We start from the raw sequence: 18823 nt of genomic DNA on the forward strand, positions 1-18823 counted from the left end.
CTCACTCATCGCATTGATAAAAAGTGTAACCATCTAATTTATCATTATTTTTGCCACAATTTTAACCAATAATCTGTACACATTATGGACACAACCCAATCACGGCCACACAATAAGTGACCCTCGTCTCACTTTGTATTCACTGGGCCGATTTGACTTGTTCAGTATCCATGACAAGATATCGATACATTACAAACTCTTTGTTAGACCATGCTCCTTACCGAAAAACACCAATTCAATCAATGCATCCGGACTGATGACTCTGGTTGTTGTATCGCCCAATACAAAGATCTGACCTTGAGAAGTGTGTTTCAACCCATTTTTAACGCCAATAATGCGATTATCGGTATGGAAGCCTTGGTTAGATTGGTCGATCTTAATGGCGATCCCATTCCACCCAACCTCTATTTCCAAAACGATCAAATTACACTCGCCGACCAGCTCAACGTTGACAGATTAAGTCGTGCAATTCATCTTCGTAACTTCAGCATGTCTCAGTACCGCGAGCGCCTGATCTTCCTTAACTTTTTGCCTATTTCCAGTGAGCGTCTTGCGGCTGAAGGGATACGCTCATCTTTGCTTATGTCGCGGCTTAAAGCTTTGCAACTTGATTGTCGTCGGGTGGTGGTCGAGCTGGTTGAGCTTACGGCGTTTAGTCCAAAGTCATTGGCTTCTGCGGCCAAACATCTGACCGGTGAGGAGTTTTTAATCGCTATTGATGACTTCGGGTGCAAAGAGTCTAGTCCAGAGCGCGTTGCTCAGGTTCAACCAAATATCCTCAAGCTTGATCGCCAATTGCTTATCGATTACATGGATGGGACGACTCAACCACTGATTAATGGCATTGCAGTAGCGAATGAATGCAATGCCAAAACCGTGATCGAAGGTGTGGAGACCGCAGAACAACTCGCGGCTATGAAAGCGCTTGATATCGATTTTTTCCAAGGGTATCACCTTGCAATGCCACAAACACTCTACCCTAGACTCAAATTGGTCAGTTAGAATCGTTTACCTAACATAAAAGTAAAACCTTCACGGGTTTTTCCACTTTGGGCCATAAAAGAAGCCTCCCAGTTATCGGTAAATTCTTTTTGCATACCCACCATAGTCGACCATCGGCTTGAGGTTTGTTTGGCACTAAAACGAATGTCCCCAAGCTGGCCTTTGAGCTGACGCTGATAGTCTTGATATTGACCACCCACCACTATGCGCCAACCGCTATCGCCAATATTGAGTCCAACCAACGGCGTAACAACCAGCGCATCTAAGCTCACTCCAACGCCCGAGACCGATGTAGAGACATATTGTGCATCAATGGTTGTGAAAAACTGCTTATGCCCATAAGCCAGCGTCGTACCAACGGCAGTAATGGTTGAAGATGTCGCCATACCATTGACTTCAAGACGGGCGAGATTTCCATTTTTAAAGTCATTCACACCAATTGAAATATCGGAAGACGTCACCGCTTTACCAATCATGGCATTGAATCCCCAAAACGGTAATACCCAAACGTCACCACGCAATGCGACGATACTCGTGGTATTGGTGGTTTTACTCCCGCCATCTGGGAGGATGTCATCAACAGGTTCACCATCAATTTTGAAATCACCGAGCTGCATCAAGTCTTCTTGTTGGTGGGTAAACAGTGACAAACCAACTGGCTTTGGGAGCCTAATTCCCATATCTCGTACTCGATCGCCAAAAAACGGTAACGTACGACCATAGTCTTCGTCATTCACGCCTGTAGCATCATTCGACACTGAAGAAGAGGCGTTGCTTACGAACGACATCAAAATAAACAAAGGAATAAGTGCTCGTTTCATGAGTATGAGTTTCAAATTGGAACAGGGAGCGGGATAGTATCAAGGAGCATCAGACAAAAATAATTCCGATTTTATATACTCCATCCCTCTAAAATCACCCTATCCAATATCACCTTCTCACATCTGAAAGTCGGTTGTTATGCGCTAGTAGGCTCACGTTTTCATCACCCATCCTATTTACCCTGCACAGAGCTTGCCACGTCAGTAACGCGCATGGTCAATACAGCAAATGTCATGACCCAAGTTAGCATCTTGCTGTTTCTCGTCTTAAACTTGTGAGTATTCAACCATTAATCGTTGAGACATTATGGAGAATCAACATTCAAGTAGTCACACTATTACGCTAATGACCTGGCTAGGTTATCTCGGTCTTATCCCTTTTGGGCTGTGTATTGCTACTTTTACTGCCGAGGCTAATTTCCTTGGCGCCAATACCAGAGTGATCTTTTTGGCCTACAGCGCCGTGATATTAAGCTTTCTATGTGGGATCTTATGGTCGCATGCGCTAGCTCACGCCACACATAGACTTTCCTTCCCAATTCTTGTCCTAAGCAACTTAATTTGTTTGATCGCTTGGTTGGTGATTATCATTACGCCTGAGCAGTTTCGTTTAGGTGTGTTAGTCGCGCTAGCGGGTTATGTCTGCGTGTGGTTGGTTGAGAAGATCAAACTCAATGCGTTAGGCAATGAGTTTCCCGAGGCTTATCAACGCCTACGAAGTCACTTAACCATTGGTGTAGCGGTCGCGCATATTGTTGCTTTCGCTGGGGCTCAATAACGTTTTAATTAGCTTGACCCGCTTTGCGGCGCGCCCGATTGGAACAACCTGGTTTCGGTTTTGGCGGGACAGTACGTTTCTCATGTAGAAGATGACGTATAGATAAAATAGGATGCGGCAGCAACATTCTCGGCCCGGAATAACGCATCACGGCTTTCATTTGCTGTTTTTGTTCCGGTTTGTAGCAATGGATCGGACATTTATTACACGTTGGTTTGCTTTCACCATAGGGGCAGCGATCGAGTTTTGTTTCCGCATAACTGAGCAGCGCTTGGCACTGTTCACAAAGGCTATGCGAACCATGCTGCTGCTTACAATAAATTTCCATCATCGCCTTAACGGTTTTGAACTCCGTTTCAAGCGCGCCTATTAAGATATCACTGGCTTTTTTCATATGTGCCCCTCTTTAGCGCGCACCAAGCAGAAACGGAGTTTCTATCGGTACAAACTCGTCGGCAGCGTCTATTAAATGGTTTGCGGTAAGTTCCGCCACCCCAATAACAGTGACGCGCGTACCAAAGCGCTGCTGAATACGATCGACGAGAATTTCAAAGTCTCCATCACCAGATAGCAGAATGACGTTGTCGACATCTTTGGCCATTTCAAAGACATCAAGCGCAATGCCGACATCCCAATCCCCTTTAGCACTGCCATCAGAACGCTGGATAAAAGGTTTTAATTGCACATCAAAGCCAATTCCACGCAAGATATGATGAAACTGCCTTTGTTTTGGATCATGGGACGCAATGGCATACGCTCTAGCGCTGTCGATATTGAATTGAGCACTCGCCCAAGCCCAAAACGCATTGTAATCAAAGCGCGCACCAAACGCCTGCCTAGTGGTGTAATAGACGTTTTGTACGTCTACGAAAATAGCTGCTGAGTTCATAATCGTGATTGTCATTTTATGTTGTTGGCAGTGTAACAAAATTATTGTCCGCAAGTGGAACTAAGTGAGACGAATCTCAGTAGCTAAACTTAACGTATAACCTTTTGGTTGTATGCTTGGAGGCAATTATGAAAGGCATAGGTATTGTTGCCCTTGCGGCACTGTTCAGCGCGACCGCGTGCGGCTACCCTGAGTACGCGAAAGAGCGACATGGAAATGATTATCTCAGCAAAGAACACCCTGGCGGGCATCCACATGGCTCAGACTTTCACGATGGCGACTACTCTCTAAGTTTGTCACATCGTAGCTTGATGTTTTTTGCACCGAGCAAGGATGTACACGTAGACGAGTTTCTATTAGGGACATTGATCAACGAATGTGCGCTAGATGAGCGTGATGTCGTTACTATGGTCATAACCAAAGACGGTTACTCATCACCAAGCTGGGTGAAGGATACTTTTAACTACAACCAACTGCTTGAGATGTACAACATTCGTGAAGGTGATCATGCTGCGATTTTGATCGGCAAAGATGGAACAGAAAAACTGCGCTGGGGGGCGACGACTAACTGGCATCAAGTCAAAAAAGCCATCGATGAGATGCCAATGCGGCAAGCAGAAATGACTCGAGCAGCCAGTCGCTGCTCGATATAAACCCAATTATTGACTTTCTTTTTGCGCAAGATGGCTACTGACTAGACTCGCAACCATGATAGCTAAATAGAAACTGCCGGTGATTGACTCCAAGAATACAAAGAAACGCGGAATCGCAAGCGCTGGTGAGATATCCCCATAGCCAACGGTGGTCAAGGTCACGAAGCTGAAGTAAATAACATCAAACAAGTTATCTAGCCATGGCTTAGCCTCCAATCCGTTGAACGGCGCAGTGAACAGCTCTAATTGGATCAAGTAAATAAAAGAAAACGACAACCCAAAAAGTAAGTAGACGCAAATCGAGCCAACAATCTGATTTAACGTGACCTGTTTCGGCATAATGACTTGTTTTAGTGCTGAAAAGGTCTGTGCCAACACAAAAAACAGCAACGAAAACAGTGTGACTAGGGACAAGTCATAATCTTCGAACAGAGAGAACACCCCAGACGTCACGGCCACCGTGATCATCACCGCGTACCAAGATCGGTAAAACGTCTGTTTTCTATGTACCCCCACTATCGACGTACTCATACACAAGATAATTAGCGCCAGCACATAATCTTGAGCGTCATCTTTAAACTGATGCACGACAGCGCTGACAAAAAACAGCACCAACAGTGACCCCAGTAGAAAGAAAAAATTATCGTCTTTACTCATCAATTTCATAGAATGTCTATCTCCTTGATGCTAGAGCATTTCCTTCGCGATTAGATGTAACAGGTAGGTTTCTCGCTCGATACTCATACCCTTTTTATCACTTTCTGCGATGGTTTTTTCATTAAAAGCAATCGCTTCATGAATGTTAACCCACACCGGCTTCATGCCGTTTTTTACCTCGTAATCTTCATACGCGGTCTCACCTAGCTCCCGGTCCACCTTACAAGAATAGCAATATGAGATCATGTGCATCACATCTGCGTCGTCTTTGTACCAAGGTCTAAATTCTTCGTAGATTCCGAATGGTTTAATCGCATGGATGTTTTTGGCGCCCGTCTCTTCTTCTAATTCACGAACCATACCAGCGATGACGTCTTCACCCTCATCAAGACCACCTCCAGGGAGGGAGTAATCATGATAACGCTCCGTATACAGAAGAAGAATGTCTTCGCCATCAATGACAATAGATCGAGTGGCATTTCGTTTTACAATCGTTTTGTCATCTAAGTGGGCAATGTCCGGGTGAATGGCCGTGGTAAGTTGTCTCATTATTGTGCTCTGACTTAGTCGAATTTTCGTGAAGTTTACCACAAAAATATCAAGTTACAGTTCTCTTGTAATTCTTGTCAAATCGTGATGAGACAAGCATTTATCGGAATGTTATCATCTCCAGCTTGCCTAAAGGGATGTTAGGCAACTAACATCATAAATTCAAAACTATCCCTTTTACTATGAAATCAACCATACTTTTCTTTGCTGCCATTTTATCTTCAAGCCATTATGCGCTCGCAGATTCCACCAATACCACGCTTACCGAAGCGGACTTGCTCGAACAAGCGATGCGCGACGACCAGATCAGCACCGACGAACAATTGAATGCACCCTACAGTGAGTCGATGAACGCACTGGGTTATCGCTCTATCTCGACGAACAGTAGCTTTGAGGAGCTAAGGCAAGACGACAGCATTGAGCCCGTTGATTTCTATGATTACCCTTATCGTGTTTCCCTATTTAGCCCCCAAAATGGTGAGGACAGCGAGCGACTTTGGTCTCAGACTAAGTCCATCTTTGGATACGGTATCGGGGTTGCTGGTGTTCTGGCTTTAATGCCGGAATCGATCACCAACTGGGAAAAGCAAGACATCAAGCTGATGAACAAGTGGTGGGACAACGTTCGTTCTGGGCCTGTTTGGGATAGGGATGATCACCTCATTAACTATGTTGGTCACCCCTACTTTGGTGGTGTTTACTATCAAGCAGCCCGTAAGTCCGGTTACCGTCAATGGGATGCTTTTATGTACTCCGCACTGATGTCTACCTTCTATTGGGAGTATGGTATCGAAGCATTTGCTGAGATTCCATCGATTCAAGATTTGGTCGTAACTCCAACACTCGGCTGGGTATACGGCGAGTGGGCATTCAACAAAGAGAAAGAGATCCGTTTACGAGGTGGCACGGTCATGGGCTCAGATGCTCTTGGCTCAACCGCTCTCTTCTTCCTAGATCCAGTGGACAGTCTGGGTCGTGGTGTAAACCAAGTCGCAGGGAAAGAAATCATTAAAGCCGGCACTGGTTTTGTAGGCGTGCATTCCAATGTTTTGCGGAACGGTGAAGTAGAAACCAAATATCAAATGCAAGTACAGTATGCGTTTGGTGCAGGTGAAACCGCAGATGGACTCAAACGTCGTCAGAGAAAGAGCTATCAACAGTACACCGACGATCCGGTCACCTACGGCATTGTTGGTGTCAGTGCTGGCTTTGCCTACCCACAACTGGATAAAGAACGTAACCTGAAGAACGACTTTGCACCTGCGTTTACCTTGGGTCTGTATTTTACCAACCAGCTATCTGCTCGACTTGGCTACATGCAAGGTAACTACGAGTCCACTACAGATGATCAGAAGCATATCTACGAAAACTACAGTTTTGACATTCAGTACTACTTATTCGAAGACCATGCACTCAAACCCTATCTAAACGCCGGGGTTGGTGAAGCAATGATTAATAAAGACCGTGACACTAAAAAACTTCAATGGAACATTGGTACCGGCCTTCATTACACACTCAACGCCAACTGGGCGCTCCAAGCTGATTGGAAATACAATTATCATCGCAACTCTGGCGCCCGTGATCACCTATGGGGAACGCGACTTATCTACCGTTTCGGTGAAGGAAACAAGTACATTTAACGCAGCGTGCAAATAGCACTTGTAGGAATTGGGGACATCAGCAACCTTTAATCCGTTTTATTTAGTGCAATTACGGATAATTTGACCAAATCAAAACATTTTTTGTTAGAAATCTCCTACACTTAACCGAAAGCCTAACTTCCAACTAGGAGAGATAATGAAAAAAGTACAATGGATGATTGGCGCGGTAGCAGTGGGTGTTTTAGCAGGCTGTGCCAGTGAACCTGATAAGTATGATGTGGATGAAATTACCGTAGAGAGTGATCCTGCTTATGTCTATTGTGTCGAACAAGGCCACAAGCTTGAACGTGTAACAGAGAACGGTAAACGCGTACCTTACTGCGTGCTATCTGACGACGAGCGTTACACTGTATGGGATTTCTACGAGAAACGTAACCAACAAGATAATTAATTCTAATCACAAACAAAAGGCCAGCCCGTCGATGACGAGCTGGCCTTTTTGCAATCTTACCAACTTATAATAGTCAGTTCAGGCTACAATTATTTGCTTGGCTTGTTTTTGCAATGCTCGATTGCTGTCGCCATGAGTTCAAGAGCAGAGCTCTCGCACGCCGGCAATGCAGCATCACTGGTTGCAACTGGTGTTACTCGTTCACCCCACTTGATGTGACCAGCACCCCAAGTAAGACCAGCACCGAATGCCGCCAATAATAGATCATCATTTGGCTTGATTTTGCCTTGCTCAAGCGCTTCACACAGGGCGATTGGCACAGTTGCTGCCGACGTATTGCCGTAATTTTGAATGTTCACGAACGCTTTTTCTTGTTCGATACCAGACAAATCACACAGCGTTTGAATGATGCGAATATTTGCTTGGTGTGGGATCACCACATCAATATCGTCTTTGGTCAAATTAGAACGAGACAGTACCGTGTTCGCCGCTGCGCCCATCCCTTTCACTGCTCGTTTGAAGATTTCTTTACCGATGAAATCAAATTCGAAGTAACCATTGTCCGCAGCAAAACGCTCCATTGATGTACCAAACTTTGGCACAGCCAAAATATCGCGGCCTTTAGCGTCACAACCAATTTGCGCATCTTGAAGACCGACTTTGTTTTCTGTGCGTGACAATACCGCTGCACCAGCGCCATCTCCAAACAATACCGCTGTATCGCGCTCGGTCCAGTCAATAAAGAAAGACAAACGCTCTGCACCGATAACGATAGCATTTCGATAGTTACCAGACTGAATCATTTTCGTCGCAGTTTCTAGGCCATAGACAAAACCTGTACATGCTGCATTTAAATCAAAGGCCGCGGCGGCTGGTACGCCCAAGTTTTGCTGAACGCGAGAAGCCGTATTTGGAATCAACGAATCGGGAGAACATGTCGCGACGATAATCAGGTCAACCTCGTCTGCCGAGATACCCGCACATGCCATCGCGTGTTTTGCTGCCACTGTCGCCATATCTGACGTATTGACATGGCTAATACGGCGATTTTCAATACCGGTACGAGTACGAATCCACTCGTCTGACGTATCCATTACTGTGCTGAGGTCATGGTTTGAGAGAATTGCTGGTGGAAGGCACTTACCCCACCCAGTAATTTCGGCGTAAAAAGTTGTCATTGTGTACCTATTTTTTTATAGTTTTCGCCAATCAAGATAAACAAGCCATATCAATCACTAAGCATTAATAATGATGGATGATTTCTTGCTTATCTTGACTATAGACGACTGAGTATACTCACATTCACTGGCGCAAAGAAGTCTGATTTGTAAAATTCGAACTTCCATTCACCATCATTGGAATATAATGCGCAGTAAGTTGTTCGTCTGTAAATAAAAACAACAGGAGAAAAGTCATGTCCACTATCAACACCCGCTGCCCACACTGCCAAGGTTTGAATCGATTACCCGTCGACCGAATCGCCGAGTCACCAAATTGTGGCCGCTGTAAGTCACCACTGCTCGATGGCGCCCCTATAGAAGGTACTTCGGATAACTTCTCAACGTTGTTAAACAGCAAACAACCCGTTGTGGTCGATTTTTGGGCGACCTGGTGTAACCCATGTGTTGGCTTTGCCCCCATATTTCAACAAGTCGCTCAAGAGCGTCAAGGTGAAGTCCGATTTGTCAAAATCGATACCGAAGCACAACAACAACTGGCAGCACAGTTTCAAATTCGCAGTATCCCAACCATCATGGTATTTAAAGGCGGTCAAAGACTCGATACCATTAACGGGGCATTGCCAAAATCTCAATTTGACCAATGGCTCAATCAAGCATTGATGAAAAGCTAACCTTTAATTCCGCTTCAGTCATTCAGGGTCGGTGTCGACAGTTTTCTTTTGCGGTAAGCCGAAGGAGAACAACCGACCTGTTTCGTGAATCGGTGAGTGAAATTAAACGGGTCACGGTAGCCAAGGCGCTCGGCAATCATCGATACGGACCAATCATTGTTCTCAAGAAGGTCACACGCTTTTTCCATACGCAAATTAATCAACCTCGCCCGCGGTGATACACCGTATAGCTGTTTGCAGATCCTTGCCAGTTGTTCCTCGCTTAAATACGCTTTAGTGGCCATATCTTTGACCGTCCACGGCAAATGCAATTGCCCCTCTATCTGAGCGAATAATGCCTGAACACGCACCGTAGAGTCATTGGTTTGTGACTCAAAGCCAGTAATGACACGGCACACTTCACTCACCAACAGTTTACGATAACTAGCCCGGCCACCAATTTCCACATACAGCAAGGTCATGAGAGCCCAAATGCGTTCACAGCCATTAAAAGGTAATACCTTCTGACCAATTTTGGCAAACATAGCCCATCTTGAAGATTGCTTAGGCAAAAACCAAATCATTCGCCAATGTTGATACTGAGGGTTTATCTCAAACCGAAACGAAGTGTGTGCTGGGAGCACCACCACTGAATAAGGTTCAATCGCGGTGACTTCCGTTTCAGTAATCAAAATACCGCCACCTTCAATGGTAAAGAGAATAGTGTGAACATCCACACCTCGGCGCTCTACATGGTAACCATCCACTAGGTTGGCCATCCCCGCCATAAAAATATCCTCAGTCGCAAACTCAGGAATATCACTCGCTGAGAGAAAGCGCTCTTCACACAGTTCTGACAGGTAGACTTCGTCCACCCAATCCTTTTTGCTGTCAAATTGGTCAATGACGGATTTGCACAGGTTTTGTCTATTTTTGAACATGGTTTCACAATGCCGTTTTTTTTATATTAGCCACGTTTCTACCCAACTCACATTCCGTGATCTTCTTTTACCTAATTGAACAAACTAGGAGGCAGCTATGACAACTCACCACCATCATAAGTCATCTAACGGTGTGGCTCAAAATCAACTCTTGTCCGCTGTCGTAAAACTCGGCTTTCCAGTCGCCATTCAAAGTGCGCTCGTCGCCATTTTGGCACTCGCGGATGTGCTAATGGTAAGTGATATTGGTAAAGAAGCGACAGCAGCAGTTGGCATTGCCTCCAAGTGGCATTTTGTGGCCATCATGATCATGGCAGGGATGGCATCAGCGAACGGTGTACTTGTTGCACAATATTGGGGGCGCAATGACAAAACTAGCGCCAAAACCATTACCCAACTCTCCATGATCTTTGGTGCAAAGTTACTCGTGCCAGTAACACTCGTCATTACTTTGTTCTCTGGCTACATCATGATGCTACAGACGACCGATGCCCGTGTTATCGAGCTTGGAGCGACCTATCTTTGGTATGCCTTCCCTGTTCTCATCTTGACGCACATTGTGATTGTCGCTGAATCTGCCATGCGCTCTTCGGGAGATGCGGTGACGCCGCTCGTACTCGGCGCGTTGACAATAGTCATTAATATTGCGCTTAACTTTTGGCTCATCAAAGGTGGCTTGGGTGTGCCGGCGATGGGGGTTGCAGGGGCAGCACTAGCGACGACCATTTCTCGTCTATTGCAAGTGGCCTTTATCTGGGGCTACTTAAATAGACGCCACCATTGGCTAATAACCGAGCAAGTTTTAGATAACTCGTCACGCCTTTGGAACTCTTATAAGTCACTTGCCATCCCTACCACATTAAACGCGGTATTGTGGGCGATGGGTACGCTGATGTACCAAGTAATTTTTGGTCATATGGGGACAACTGAATTGGCTGTGTTTAGCATGATGGGTCCATTTGAATCACTGTGCTACTCCCTGTTCTTTGGCATCTCTGTAGCTTGCTCTATTTTACTCGGTCAATCCTTAGGCAGAGACGAGTTTGAACAGGCATTTAGTATGTCTCAAACCTTTATTAAGGCGGTATTTGTGTTTGGACTGGTGATTGGTTCAGCGCTGCTATTAGGCCGTGACAGCATACTCGCTTGGCTAAACTTAGACACGCCTGAACTTCACCCTATCGCCTCACCTGCTATGGCCATATTATGTGGTGCTATTTGGCTTAGGATGCTCAATTTGATCATTATTAACGGCATTCTTAGGGCTGGCGGTGACAATAAGTTTTGTTTAAGGATGGACTTCATTGCCATGTGGATGGTTGGGCTACCATTAACGGCAAATGCCGCTTTTGTTCTGGGGCTCGATTTTAAATGGGTCTACGCTTGCATGTTATTTGAAGAGGTCGTCAAATTTTCACTGTGCTTCCATCGCTACCTCAAACGGTATTGGATGAATAACCTGACACTCGCCAGCGTTTAGCTTGTATAACGGGCATCTTAGCGATAAAAAAAGCAAAGCCCGCATGGGCTTTGCTTCGTTTCTCTCTGAGCATAACTCACGGGGCACTAACGCTATTACTATGCCCGATTAAGGTGGTCCAAAATTTTAGGGTTAACTCTGTCATAGCACTCGTATTGCATGGCATGGCCAGCTTCCTCAAGGACTTCCAGGCGAGTGTCATCGCCTAACAAACTCACTACACGTTCTGCATCTGAAAGTGGAATCACCTTATCTTCCGTGCCCCACAATAAGAGTTTAGGTATTGACAGTTCACCAACGGCCGCAAAATCGCCACTCGGATCTTTAGCAATAAGATGACGTCCAGTACTGATAATCGCTCTCCGAAAACCCTTATACATCATCTGCTCACTAAACTTATCCGCCCAATAGGGAAAATGTTCAGGCTTAACAAGATCATTCGCCTGATTGCTAGGAAGCTTAGGAATAAATAACAAGTATCCAAGCCATTTACCAATGACAGGTAGTGTTAACGGGCCAATGTCGACTGGCTGATTAAAAGGGGCAACGTAGCCCACACTAAGAATTTTGTTTGGGTATTTAGCAACAAACGCCGATGTGATCGCTCCGCCCATTGACAAACCTATAATGTGGAATGGCGTATTCGGGGCTAATTGCTCTGTTAGTTGCTGAATTTGCTCGACAAACAGTTGCTTGTCGTACTTCACATTGGGGCGTGCGGAATAGCCACGACCATACAAGTCAAACGTTAAAACACGATATCCAGCATCAGCCACTACTTTGCGATTGTTATCCCACATATATGAAGGTGCAGAAAACCCATGAACAAACACGACTAAAGGAGCGTCTGGTGCGCCTTCTAATTGATAATGAACATGACCCAACTGAGTAGTGATGAATTGACCAGGCGCTTCAGCACGGTGCACTTCATTAAGTGAGTAAGTCTCTTTATTCACCAATAACGGCAATAGTAGCAAGAGACAAAAGATAGCAATCAATGCCACGATTAAAGTCATTGCAAGTCTCGGTTTTACAAAAGGAAGGGTATTGTAGAAAGCCGATGTGAATTTACTAGATGCGGCCGTTGGTAAGCTATGAGACTAAGGCATAGTTTACCCTCACTCCTAACAATAATGCCGCCATATAACTAGGGCGGCACAACACATTACGAGCTAAAGCGTAAGCTAAGATAGATAGTTACTCATTTCATGAAGCAGTTTCTCTCTCCTTACAGGTTTAGGTACATACGCATCCATTCCGGCATCAAAGCATTTTTGAATATCGTCATCCACTACACTCGCCGTCAGCGCTATGATTGGCGTTGGAGCCATTCCTTGCTGCCTTTCAAAATCACGAATTTCCTGCGTTGCTTCAAATCCATCCTTTATAGGCATCATACAATCCATAAGGATGACGTCGTAGCTTCCTTTGCGCTGAAACAGCTCCACAGCCTCAGCGCCATTTTCCGCAATATCATAGTGATAGCCTGCCTTTTCTAGGTGAAGTGAGGCCACTTTTTGATTGACGAGATTATCTTCAACCAACAGTACTGTGACGCTACTTTCCTGAACCGACGGATTTTTAAGACTAATGATATCCTTGCCATCGTTGGCCGTGGTTTCAAAACTGGCGTTTAACGCTTCAGTTGAGTCTATAGCAGTCACTGGTACATCGAGCGCAACGTCTATCGAGCTTTGTTGCTTACCCAGTTCTTGCTGCTTTAACTCAATGGCGGTCACAATCTTTTCTTTGAGGATCTCGGCTTTAAACGGTTTAGGGACGTAGTCATCCATCCCTGAGTCAAAGCACTTTTGGATATCGTCATCCACGACACTCGCTGTAAGAGCAATAATTGGTGTACGAGCCAATTCCAATCTCTGCTCTGTTGCCCGAATCATTTCCGTTGCTTCAAAACCATCCATCACCGGCATCATGCAATCCATGAGTATAAAGGTATAGTTCTGGTTTTTTTCAAACAGCGTGACCGCTTCCTGGCCATCGTTGGCAATATCGTAGTCACAGCCAATCTTCTTCAAATGCAGCGTCGCGACTTTTTGATTAACCAGATTATCCTCCACCAGCAAAACGCTGATACGATGATCGATCCCACTACTTTGACTACTTGCATGGATGCTGCCTTGCGCTAATGACTTACAGCAGGCTTCTATAGATTTTAGTAATCTATTTCCCAACAATGGATAGGTAATCAACGCGCAAATATTTCGCCCGAAGTCTTTGTTCGCACAATCAAACTGTCGAATCAGACAAATGGCGGTACCTAGCCCATTAATCTCGGCAAAACGCTGACTGTCTTTTTCCGAAGAGACACTGCCACCGTCAACATATATCAGGATGGTCTTCGTCTCCAAACTCGCAACGTTGAGCTCTGCCAATGAGGGTGCCACCTTATCCACGGTCATACCATAGAACGCTAAGTCACGCTTAATTCGCTCCTCGTAAGCGCTTGAATTACACACCATGACAAGCTCATCGTAGTTAAGTGGAGTACGATGTTGATAATCTCTTTCATCTATCGCCAGCGGTAAGGTGAAATAGAATCGACTACCAACACCTTTCACTGAATCAAGCTGGATTTTGCCCCCCATAAGTTCGATCAACTGAGTACTGATCGCCAGTCCAAGCCCTGTGCCGCCAAACTGTCGCGTCGTTGAATCGTCTTCTTGAGCAAACGCTTCAAAAATCTTCGCTTGACGCTGTTTATCAATACCTATCCCAGAGTCTTTCACTTCAAACAGTAGATTGGCGAGGTTGTCCGACTCTCCTTGATATTGAACCCCGATAGTCACGCTACCTTCTTCAGTAAATTTCACCGCATTAGACATAAAATTCATGAGTACTTGGCGCATGCGGTGGTCATCGGCAAGCACTCGAAACGGTACATTGGCATCAATGTCGACGTTCAGTTCAATACCTTTTTCTTTAACTTTCGGTGCCACAATGGAAGCGATGTCGTAAATAGTCTCGCGAATAGACGTAGAGTGAGGGTTAATTTGCAGCATTCCCGACTCAATTTTCGAGAAATCAAGAATGTCATTGATAAGACTTAGCAGCAAATGCGAGGATGTTTCGATAGTATCAACATAATCTTTTTGCGTTGCGGTAAGGTCTGTATCTGAGAGCACTTCAGAAATACCAATCACACCGTTAAGTGGCGTTCGAATTTCGTGTGACATGTTGGCTAAGAAGCTACTTTTTGCTTTGCTTGCTTGAATTGCGTCTTCTTTGGCTTGCTCTGCGTCCTCTTTCGCCTCAAGAAGACGCTTTTCCCCTTCCCTTCGTTCATGAGTGAGGCGTTCAACTTCTTTAGCAAAACGGCTCAACTCATCCTTACCGCCGATTTTCCGACTTAACGAAACGGCTTGTCCTTCGTCTTTTTGCTCCAAGAACGTCAAAACTAGACCGAGATTTCGAGTCACTCGCAACGCAAAACTGATACCCAGGACAATCAACATGACGGTAAGCAATGTGACAGCAGAAAGAAACGCGATACGCTGCTGTTCAAACCCAGAGATTAGAGTTCGAATTTCTTGTCTTAACTGTTCCTCAATCGCCAAAGAAACACCCTGAATAAGATTCGAGCGCAAATTTAGTGCATCTAATCCCGCTCTAATTTCAGGACTAGTTAGCGTAAAAATACCCTGATTACTCAGCAAGATATTTCTAAAAATACTGCTCTCTTCGAACGCTGGATTAGAAAAAGAATCAAGCAAGAGGTTCACTTGCATAGGGTCAGCATTGATTGCCACAAAGCGCTCTACAAACAACTGCTGGTTTTGAACTAAATTCGCTATCTCTTGTTTACTGTATTGATCTCCACGCTCACCCTCTTGATAGGCTTGAACCAAAGCTTGGGTTTGCCAGATCTCTTCGTCGGCCCAAAACACCAACCACTCAAGTTGAGATAGAGCGACCATGTAACCATTGACGATAGGCAACACACCCTTTGCAGGAGATTGCTCGATAATCATGATGATTTGTTTGTAGGTATCAACCTGCCATTCCACCAACTCTTGTTTTTCGACAAAATCTGTCGCCTCAGCGATGGACACCACGGTTTCTTGGTAATCATCAAGCAAGCCAGATAAACGAACCGCCACATCGGAGGGAAAGATCTCTGGCCCCAAAGATTTGAGGGTTTGCAATGACGTGTCGATATCGACTAATCCAGATGTGGGACGCGCGTCATGAGATTTTGACTGAATATCTGACAGTACCTCTGAGTATCGAACCAATTGTTCAACCTTTTCAAGGTCACTGAGCTGAGCATTCAATAGGCCAATCTGCCTCGTGGCCAGGTAGATAATTAGCGCCATAGGCAATAGCACTAACAACAGCATTTTTTTCTTTATTGACAGGTTGTTCCAAAGCTCAAGTCTGTTCATTCCATTGCCCAATACTTGCTACTACGAAAGTTTAGATAAAGTAAGTCTAGGAAAACTATTGGGTTAGTCGAATGAAATGGCGAGGAAATTTATAAAACCATCAAGTTTTCTGGCGTACCTCTCATCTTTGCCAATTCCTAAACGACAGTTGCTCGGGATCGAGATATCGATTCAGACACGTCAGCAAGGTATCCAATTGTTCTAGATAGGCTTTCAAAAGAGAGAGGTCGCTGGTGTCAGAAGCCATTTCTATAAGACGTCGGATGATAGGTAGCTGTTCATTTAGCGGCTGGAATGCGGCTTTATCTTTTTCAACCAGTATCTCCATCTCGACTAAGGAAGCCAGTGCGATACGAAGTGGCCCCTCAACAAGCTCAGATAGCGGTTCACTAAATACTTGAGCCACAGCCCCCTCGAGATACACTCTAAATATGGTGAGTCTATCAAATTGGGCAAAAAGGCGTCCGCGAACATCTTGATGTGGGTACGGTACGAGCACATGTTGGCGGGAGTCGTACGATAAGTTAATAGCAAGACCTGAGCGCTCACAGCAACGAATCAAGTACTTTAATAAGCCTTGCTGATCCATGAGGCGTTGTATGGTGAAGACTCTGAAAAGGTGGTAGTCGTTAGAAAGCAAAGTGACATTAATCGGCCTACTACCATGCTGGACTAACCCGCTGTTAACTAACTCCCGAGCCAGCAATTGAATATTCTCGACAGTGTTGGTTGATGCATCTTCAATGAGAATGGCGCCAATGCCATGTTTATCGACATCTGATATCAGCGTATCGAAATAGGCCAACATCGCGCTAGCCTCAGAGCGTGACTGCCCTTCGGTAATCCCGCCACAAAACGCAACTATGGTACTCGACATATTTTGGCTACCAACAATGTCAACAAGCGCCTCTACGCGAGAGGCACCTTCTGGCGTTAACGTATCCTGACTAAGCCGCTTACCAAGTACGATAAGTAGGTTATCGAATTCCCTTTCGCACACCATGAGTCCTAAGCGATTTCCCAAGAGTGAGTCATGGTAACGCCTTCACCCAGCATCAAACATACTGAGCAATATTTTTCCAGCGAGTCTTTAGTGACTTTCTCAACCAAAGCTTCATCGAGTTGGTTGCCGGATACAACAAAGTGGATATTAACCGAAGTGAAAATGCGTGGCGCAGTCTCACGACGTTCTGTTGACAATTTCGCGGTACACGCAGTGACATCCTGATTCGCAGACTTAAGACCATCAACTACATCAACCGAACTACAGCCGCCCGCCGCCATTAGAACCATCTCCATTGGACTAGGCGCAGTTTCACCACCACTGCCGTCCATTACGATGGAATGTCCAGACTGAGATTGACCTAAAAATTTGAATCCTTCGATCCATTTCACTTCCGCTCGCATATAAACCTCTGCATGGTAATTAGGAATGACGGCAAGGATAGTAACCCGACACGATGTGAATTTGAAATTTTTAGCGCGTTTGTTGTGTCTTATTAAGAAATTAGACCACCACGTCTTAGGAGTAACTATGACCAACTTAGCTAAACTGCTTCTTTCACTCATCATCGCCATACCTGCGGCCTTTCTGTTGACTAGCCAGTCTGGTATGGCAAATAGCCAGAGCACCAGCGTTACTGCCCCGCAAACAGCGACTCTAGCAGGAGGGTGTTTCTGGTGCACTGAATCCGACCTAGAACAACTCAACGGTGTCGTGGAAGTGGTGTCAGGATATGCAGGGGGAACGTTGGAAAACCCTTCCTACCGCCAAGTCGCCAGTGGAAAAACCAAACACATTGAAGTCATTCAAGTGACCTTTGATGCTGACGTGGTCAGTTACGAACAAGTCCTTGACCACTTCTTTAGACACATTGACCCAACAGATGATAAGGGATCTTTTGTAGACAGAGGTGCTCAATACCGCCCGGCCATTTTCTACCATTCTGAACAACAGAAAGTGGTGGCCCAGTCGTTTATGGCTGAAATTGATGCACTTGGCGTGTTTAAAAAGCCGCTAGCGACCGAACTGATTGAGTACACGACGTTTTGGCCTGCGGAGGATTACCATCAGGACTACTACAAAAACAGCAGTTTGAAGTACAAGTACTACCGCTACAACTCAGGTCGAGACCAGTATTTAGATGAAATCTTCGGTGATGATCGTAATGACAAGCCGGTAACGCTAAGAGAGATGATCGACCGCGCCAATCAACCTGCAGCCAAAGCTTACGTGCGCCCTGCGGACAAAGACATTAAGGAGGCTCTGACGCCATTACAGTTTCACGTAACGCAAGAGGATGGTACAGAAAGACCGTTCGATAACCTTTATTGGGACAACAAACAAGATGGTATCTACGTTGATGTTGTCACTGGGGAGCCTCTGTTCTCCTCTACAGATAAGTACAAGTCAGGAACGGGCTGGCCGAGCTTCACCAAGCCCATTGACGAGCGTTACATTGTCACTACTACTGACTACAAATTGTTATACCCAAGAACGGAAGTACGGAGTCGATATGGCGACTCTCACCTTGGGCACGTATTTAAAGATGGTCCTGCTCCAACAGGCCTACGCTACTGTATGAACTCTGCCGCGTTGCGATTTGTTCCGAAAAAGCTTCTCGCGCAGCAAGGCTATGAAGAGTTCCTACCTTTGTTCGACAAGTAAGTTTGGCAACGCGTACCTATGCTGCAAGCGCTGCGCCGACAACAAAACTTGAACGCACGCGACATCGAAGATCCTTTCTGATGTCGCGTTTCTTTATCC

The 18823-nt window shown here is 45.4% G+C and carries 19 protein-coding genes; 8 read left to right on the forward strand and 11 right to left on the reverse strand.

Features of this window, described 5'->3' with window-relative positions:
* Positions 1-306: 306 nt before the first annotated feature.
* Entirely contained in the window at positions 307-1002 is a 696-nt protein-coding gene (locus AAA946_RS19585; RefSeq protein WP_445206113.1) for an EAL domain-containing protein, read from the forward strand.
* On the opposite strand, the gene AAA946_RS19590 is transcribed toward AAA946_RS19585, so the two are convergent.
* Positions 999-1823, reverse strand: coding sequence for a hypothetical protein (locus AAA946_RS19590; RefSeq protein ID WP_338166439.1), 825 nt, complete (start codon positions 1821-1823; stop codon positions 999-1001). The two genes, AAA946_RS19585 and AAA946_RS19590, sit on opposite strands and share 4 nt — an antisense overlap.
* 307 nt (positions 1824-2130) lie before the next feature.
* Between AAA946_RS19590 and AAA946_RS19595 the strand changes: the two genes are divergently transcribed.
* Complete coding sequence (locus AAA946_RS19595) at positions 2131-2601, forward strand: DUF3429 domain-containing protein (protein ID WP_338166440.1); 471 nt, start codon at positions 2131-2133, stop codon at positions 2599-2601.
* A gap of 4 nt (positions 2602-2605) precedes the next feature.
* On the opposite strand, the gene AAA946_RS19600 is transcribed toward AAA946_RS19595, so the two are convergent.
* Both AAA946_RS19600 and AAA946_RS19605 read right to left on the reverse strand, forming a co-directional pair.
* The gene (locus tag AAA946_RS19600) at positions 2606-2995 is read right to left on the reverse strand and encodes a nitrous oxide-stimulated promoter family protein (RefSeq protein WP_338166441.1); all 390 of its coding nucleotides are present in this window, start codon (positions 2993-2995) and stop codon (positions 2606-2608) included.
* 12 nt (positions 2996-3007) lie between these two features.
* Positions 3008-3490 carry a LabA-like NYN domain-containing protein gene (locus AAA946_RS19605; protein WP_338166442.1) on the reverse strand — a complete coding sequence of 161 codons (483 nt, stop codon included), beginning with the start codon at positions 3488-3490 and terminating at the stop codon, positions 3008-3010.
* A 128-nt stretch (positions 3491-3618) separates the two neighbouring features.
* Here AAA946_RS19605 and AAA946_RS19610 point away from each other — a divergent pair, with 128 nt between their 5' ends.
* Positions 3619-4143 carry a DUF4174 domain-containing protein gene (locus AAA946_RS19610; RefSeq protein ID WP_338166443.1) on the forward strand — a complete coding sequence of 175 codons (525 nt, stop codon included), beginning with the start codon at positions 3619-3621 and terminating at the stop codon, positions 4141-4143.
* Between the two features lie 6 nt (positions 4144-4149).
* Here the strand turns inward: AAA946_RS19610 and AAA946_RS19615 are convergent, their stop codons facing one another.
* Positions 4150-4809 carry a potassium channel family protein gene (locus AAA946_RS19615; RefSeq protein WP_338166444.1) on the reverse strand — a complete coding sequence of 220 codons (660 nt, stop codon included), beginning with the start codon at positions 4807-4809 and terminating at the stop codon, positions 4150-4152.
* Between the two features lie 21 nt (positions 4810-4830).
* Positions 4831-5349, reverse strand: a complete 519-nt coding sequence (locus AAA946_RS19620; RefSeq protein ID WP_338166445.1) for an NUDIX hydrolase — start codon at positions 5347-5349, stop codon at positions 4831-4833.
* A gap of 182 nt (positions 5350-5531) precedes the next feature.
* On the opposite strand from AAA946_RS19620, the gene AAA946_RS19625 reads away from it, so the two are divergent.
* Together AAA946_RS19625 and AAA946_RS19630 are read left to right on the forward strand one after the other, a co-directional pair.
* Positions 5532-6989, forward strand: a complete 1458-nt coding sequence (locus AAA946_RS19625) for a DUF3943 domain-containing protein (protein ID WP_338166446.1) — start codon at positions 5532-5534, stop codon at positions 6987-6989.
* Positions 6990-7146: 157 nt separating this feature from the next.
* Positions 7147-7401, forward strand: coding sequence for a putative hemolysin (locus AAA946_RS19630; RefSeq protein WP_338166447.1), 255 nt, complete (start codon positions 7147-7149; stop codon positions 7399-7401).
* 89 nt (positions 7402-7490) lie between these two features.
* On the opposite strand, the gene AAA946_RS19635 is transcribed toward AAA946_RS19630, so the two are convergent.
* Complete coding sequence (locus tag AAA946_RS19635) at positions 7491-8579, reverse strand: ketoacyl-ACP synthase III (protein ID WP_338166448.1); 1089 nt, start codon at positions 8577-8579, stop codon at positions 7491-7493.
* Positions 8580-8815: 236 nt separating this feature from the next.
* On the opposite strand from AAA946_RS19635, the gene trxC reads away from it, so the two are divergent.
* Entirely contained in the window at positions 8816-9253 is a 438-nt protein-coding gene (gene trxC / locus AAA946_RS19640) for a thioredoxin TrxC (RefSeq protein WP_338166449.1), read from the forward strand.
* 14 nt (positions 9254-9267) lie between these two features.
* On the opposite strand, the gene AAA946_RS19645 is transcribed toward trxC, so the two are convergent.
* On the reverse strand, positions 9268-10173 hold the full coding sequence (locus AAA946_RS19645; protein ID WP_338166450.1) for a helix-turn-helix transcriptional regulator: 906 nt from the start codon (positions 10171-10173) through the stop codon (positions 9268-9270).
* A gap of 97 nt (positions 10174-10270) precedes the next feature.
* Between AAA946_RS19645 and AAA946_RS19650 the strand changes: the two genes are divergently transcribed.
* Entirely contained in the window at positions 10271-11653 is a 1383-nt protein-coding gene (locus AAA946_RS19650) for an MATE family efflux transporter (RefSeq protein WP_338166451.1), read from the forward strand.
* Between the two features lie 98 nt (positions 11654-11751).
* Here AAA946_RS19650 and AAA946_RS19655 read toward each other — a convergent pair whose 3' ends face one another.
* From AAA946_RS19655 to AAA946_RS19670, 4 genes are all read right to left on the reverse strand, one after another.
* On the reverse strand, positions 11752-12669 hold the full coding sequence (locus AAA946_RS19655; RefSeq protein ID WP_338166452.1) for an alpha/beta fold hydrolase: 918 nt from the start codon (positions 12667-12669) through the stop codon (positions 11752-11754).
* A gap of 168 nt (positions 12670-12837) precedes the next feature.
* Complete coding sequence (locus tag AAA946_RS19660; protein WP_338166453.1) at positions 12838-16056, reverse strand: response regulator; 3219 nt, start codon at positions 16054-16056, stop codon at positions 12838-12840.
* Between the two features lie 121 nt (positions 16057-16177).
* A complete protein-coding gene (locus tag AAA946_RS19665; protein ID WP_338166454.1) occupies positions 16178-17059 on the reverse strand; it encodes a YdcF family protein in 882 nt (293 codons plus the stop codon).
* Between the two features lie 5 nt (positions 17060-17064).
* On the reverse strand, positions 17065-17463 hold the full coding sequence (locus AAA946_RS19670; RefSeq protein ID WP_338166455.1) for an OsmC family protein: 399 nt from the start codon (positions 17461-17463) through the stop codon (positions 17065-17067).
* A 127-nt stretch (positions 17464-17590) separates the two neighbouring features.
* Between AAA946_RS19670 and msrB the strand changes: the two genes are divergently transcribed.
* Positions 17591-18724, forward strand: a complete 1134-nt coding sequence (gene msrB / locus AAA946_RS19675) for a peptide-methionine (R)-S-oxide reductase MsrB (RefSeq protein ID WP_338166456.1) — start codon at positions 17591-17593, stop codon at positions 18722-18724.
* Positions 18725-18823 lie beyond the last annotated feature (99 nt).

Source organism: Vibrio sp. 10N, assembly GCF_036245475.1.
In the GTDB taxonomy this organism is placed as follows: Bacteria; Pseudomonadota; Gammaproteobacteria; order Enterobacterales; family Vibrionaceae; genus Vibrio.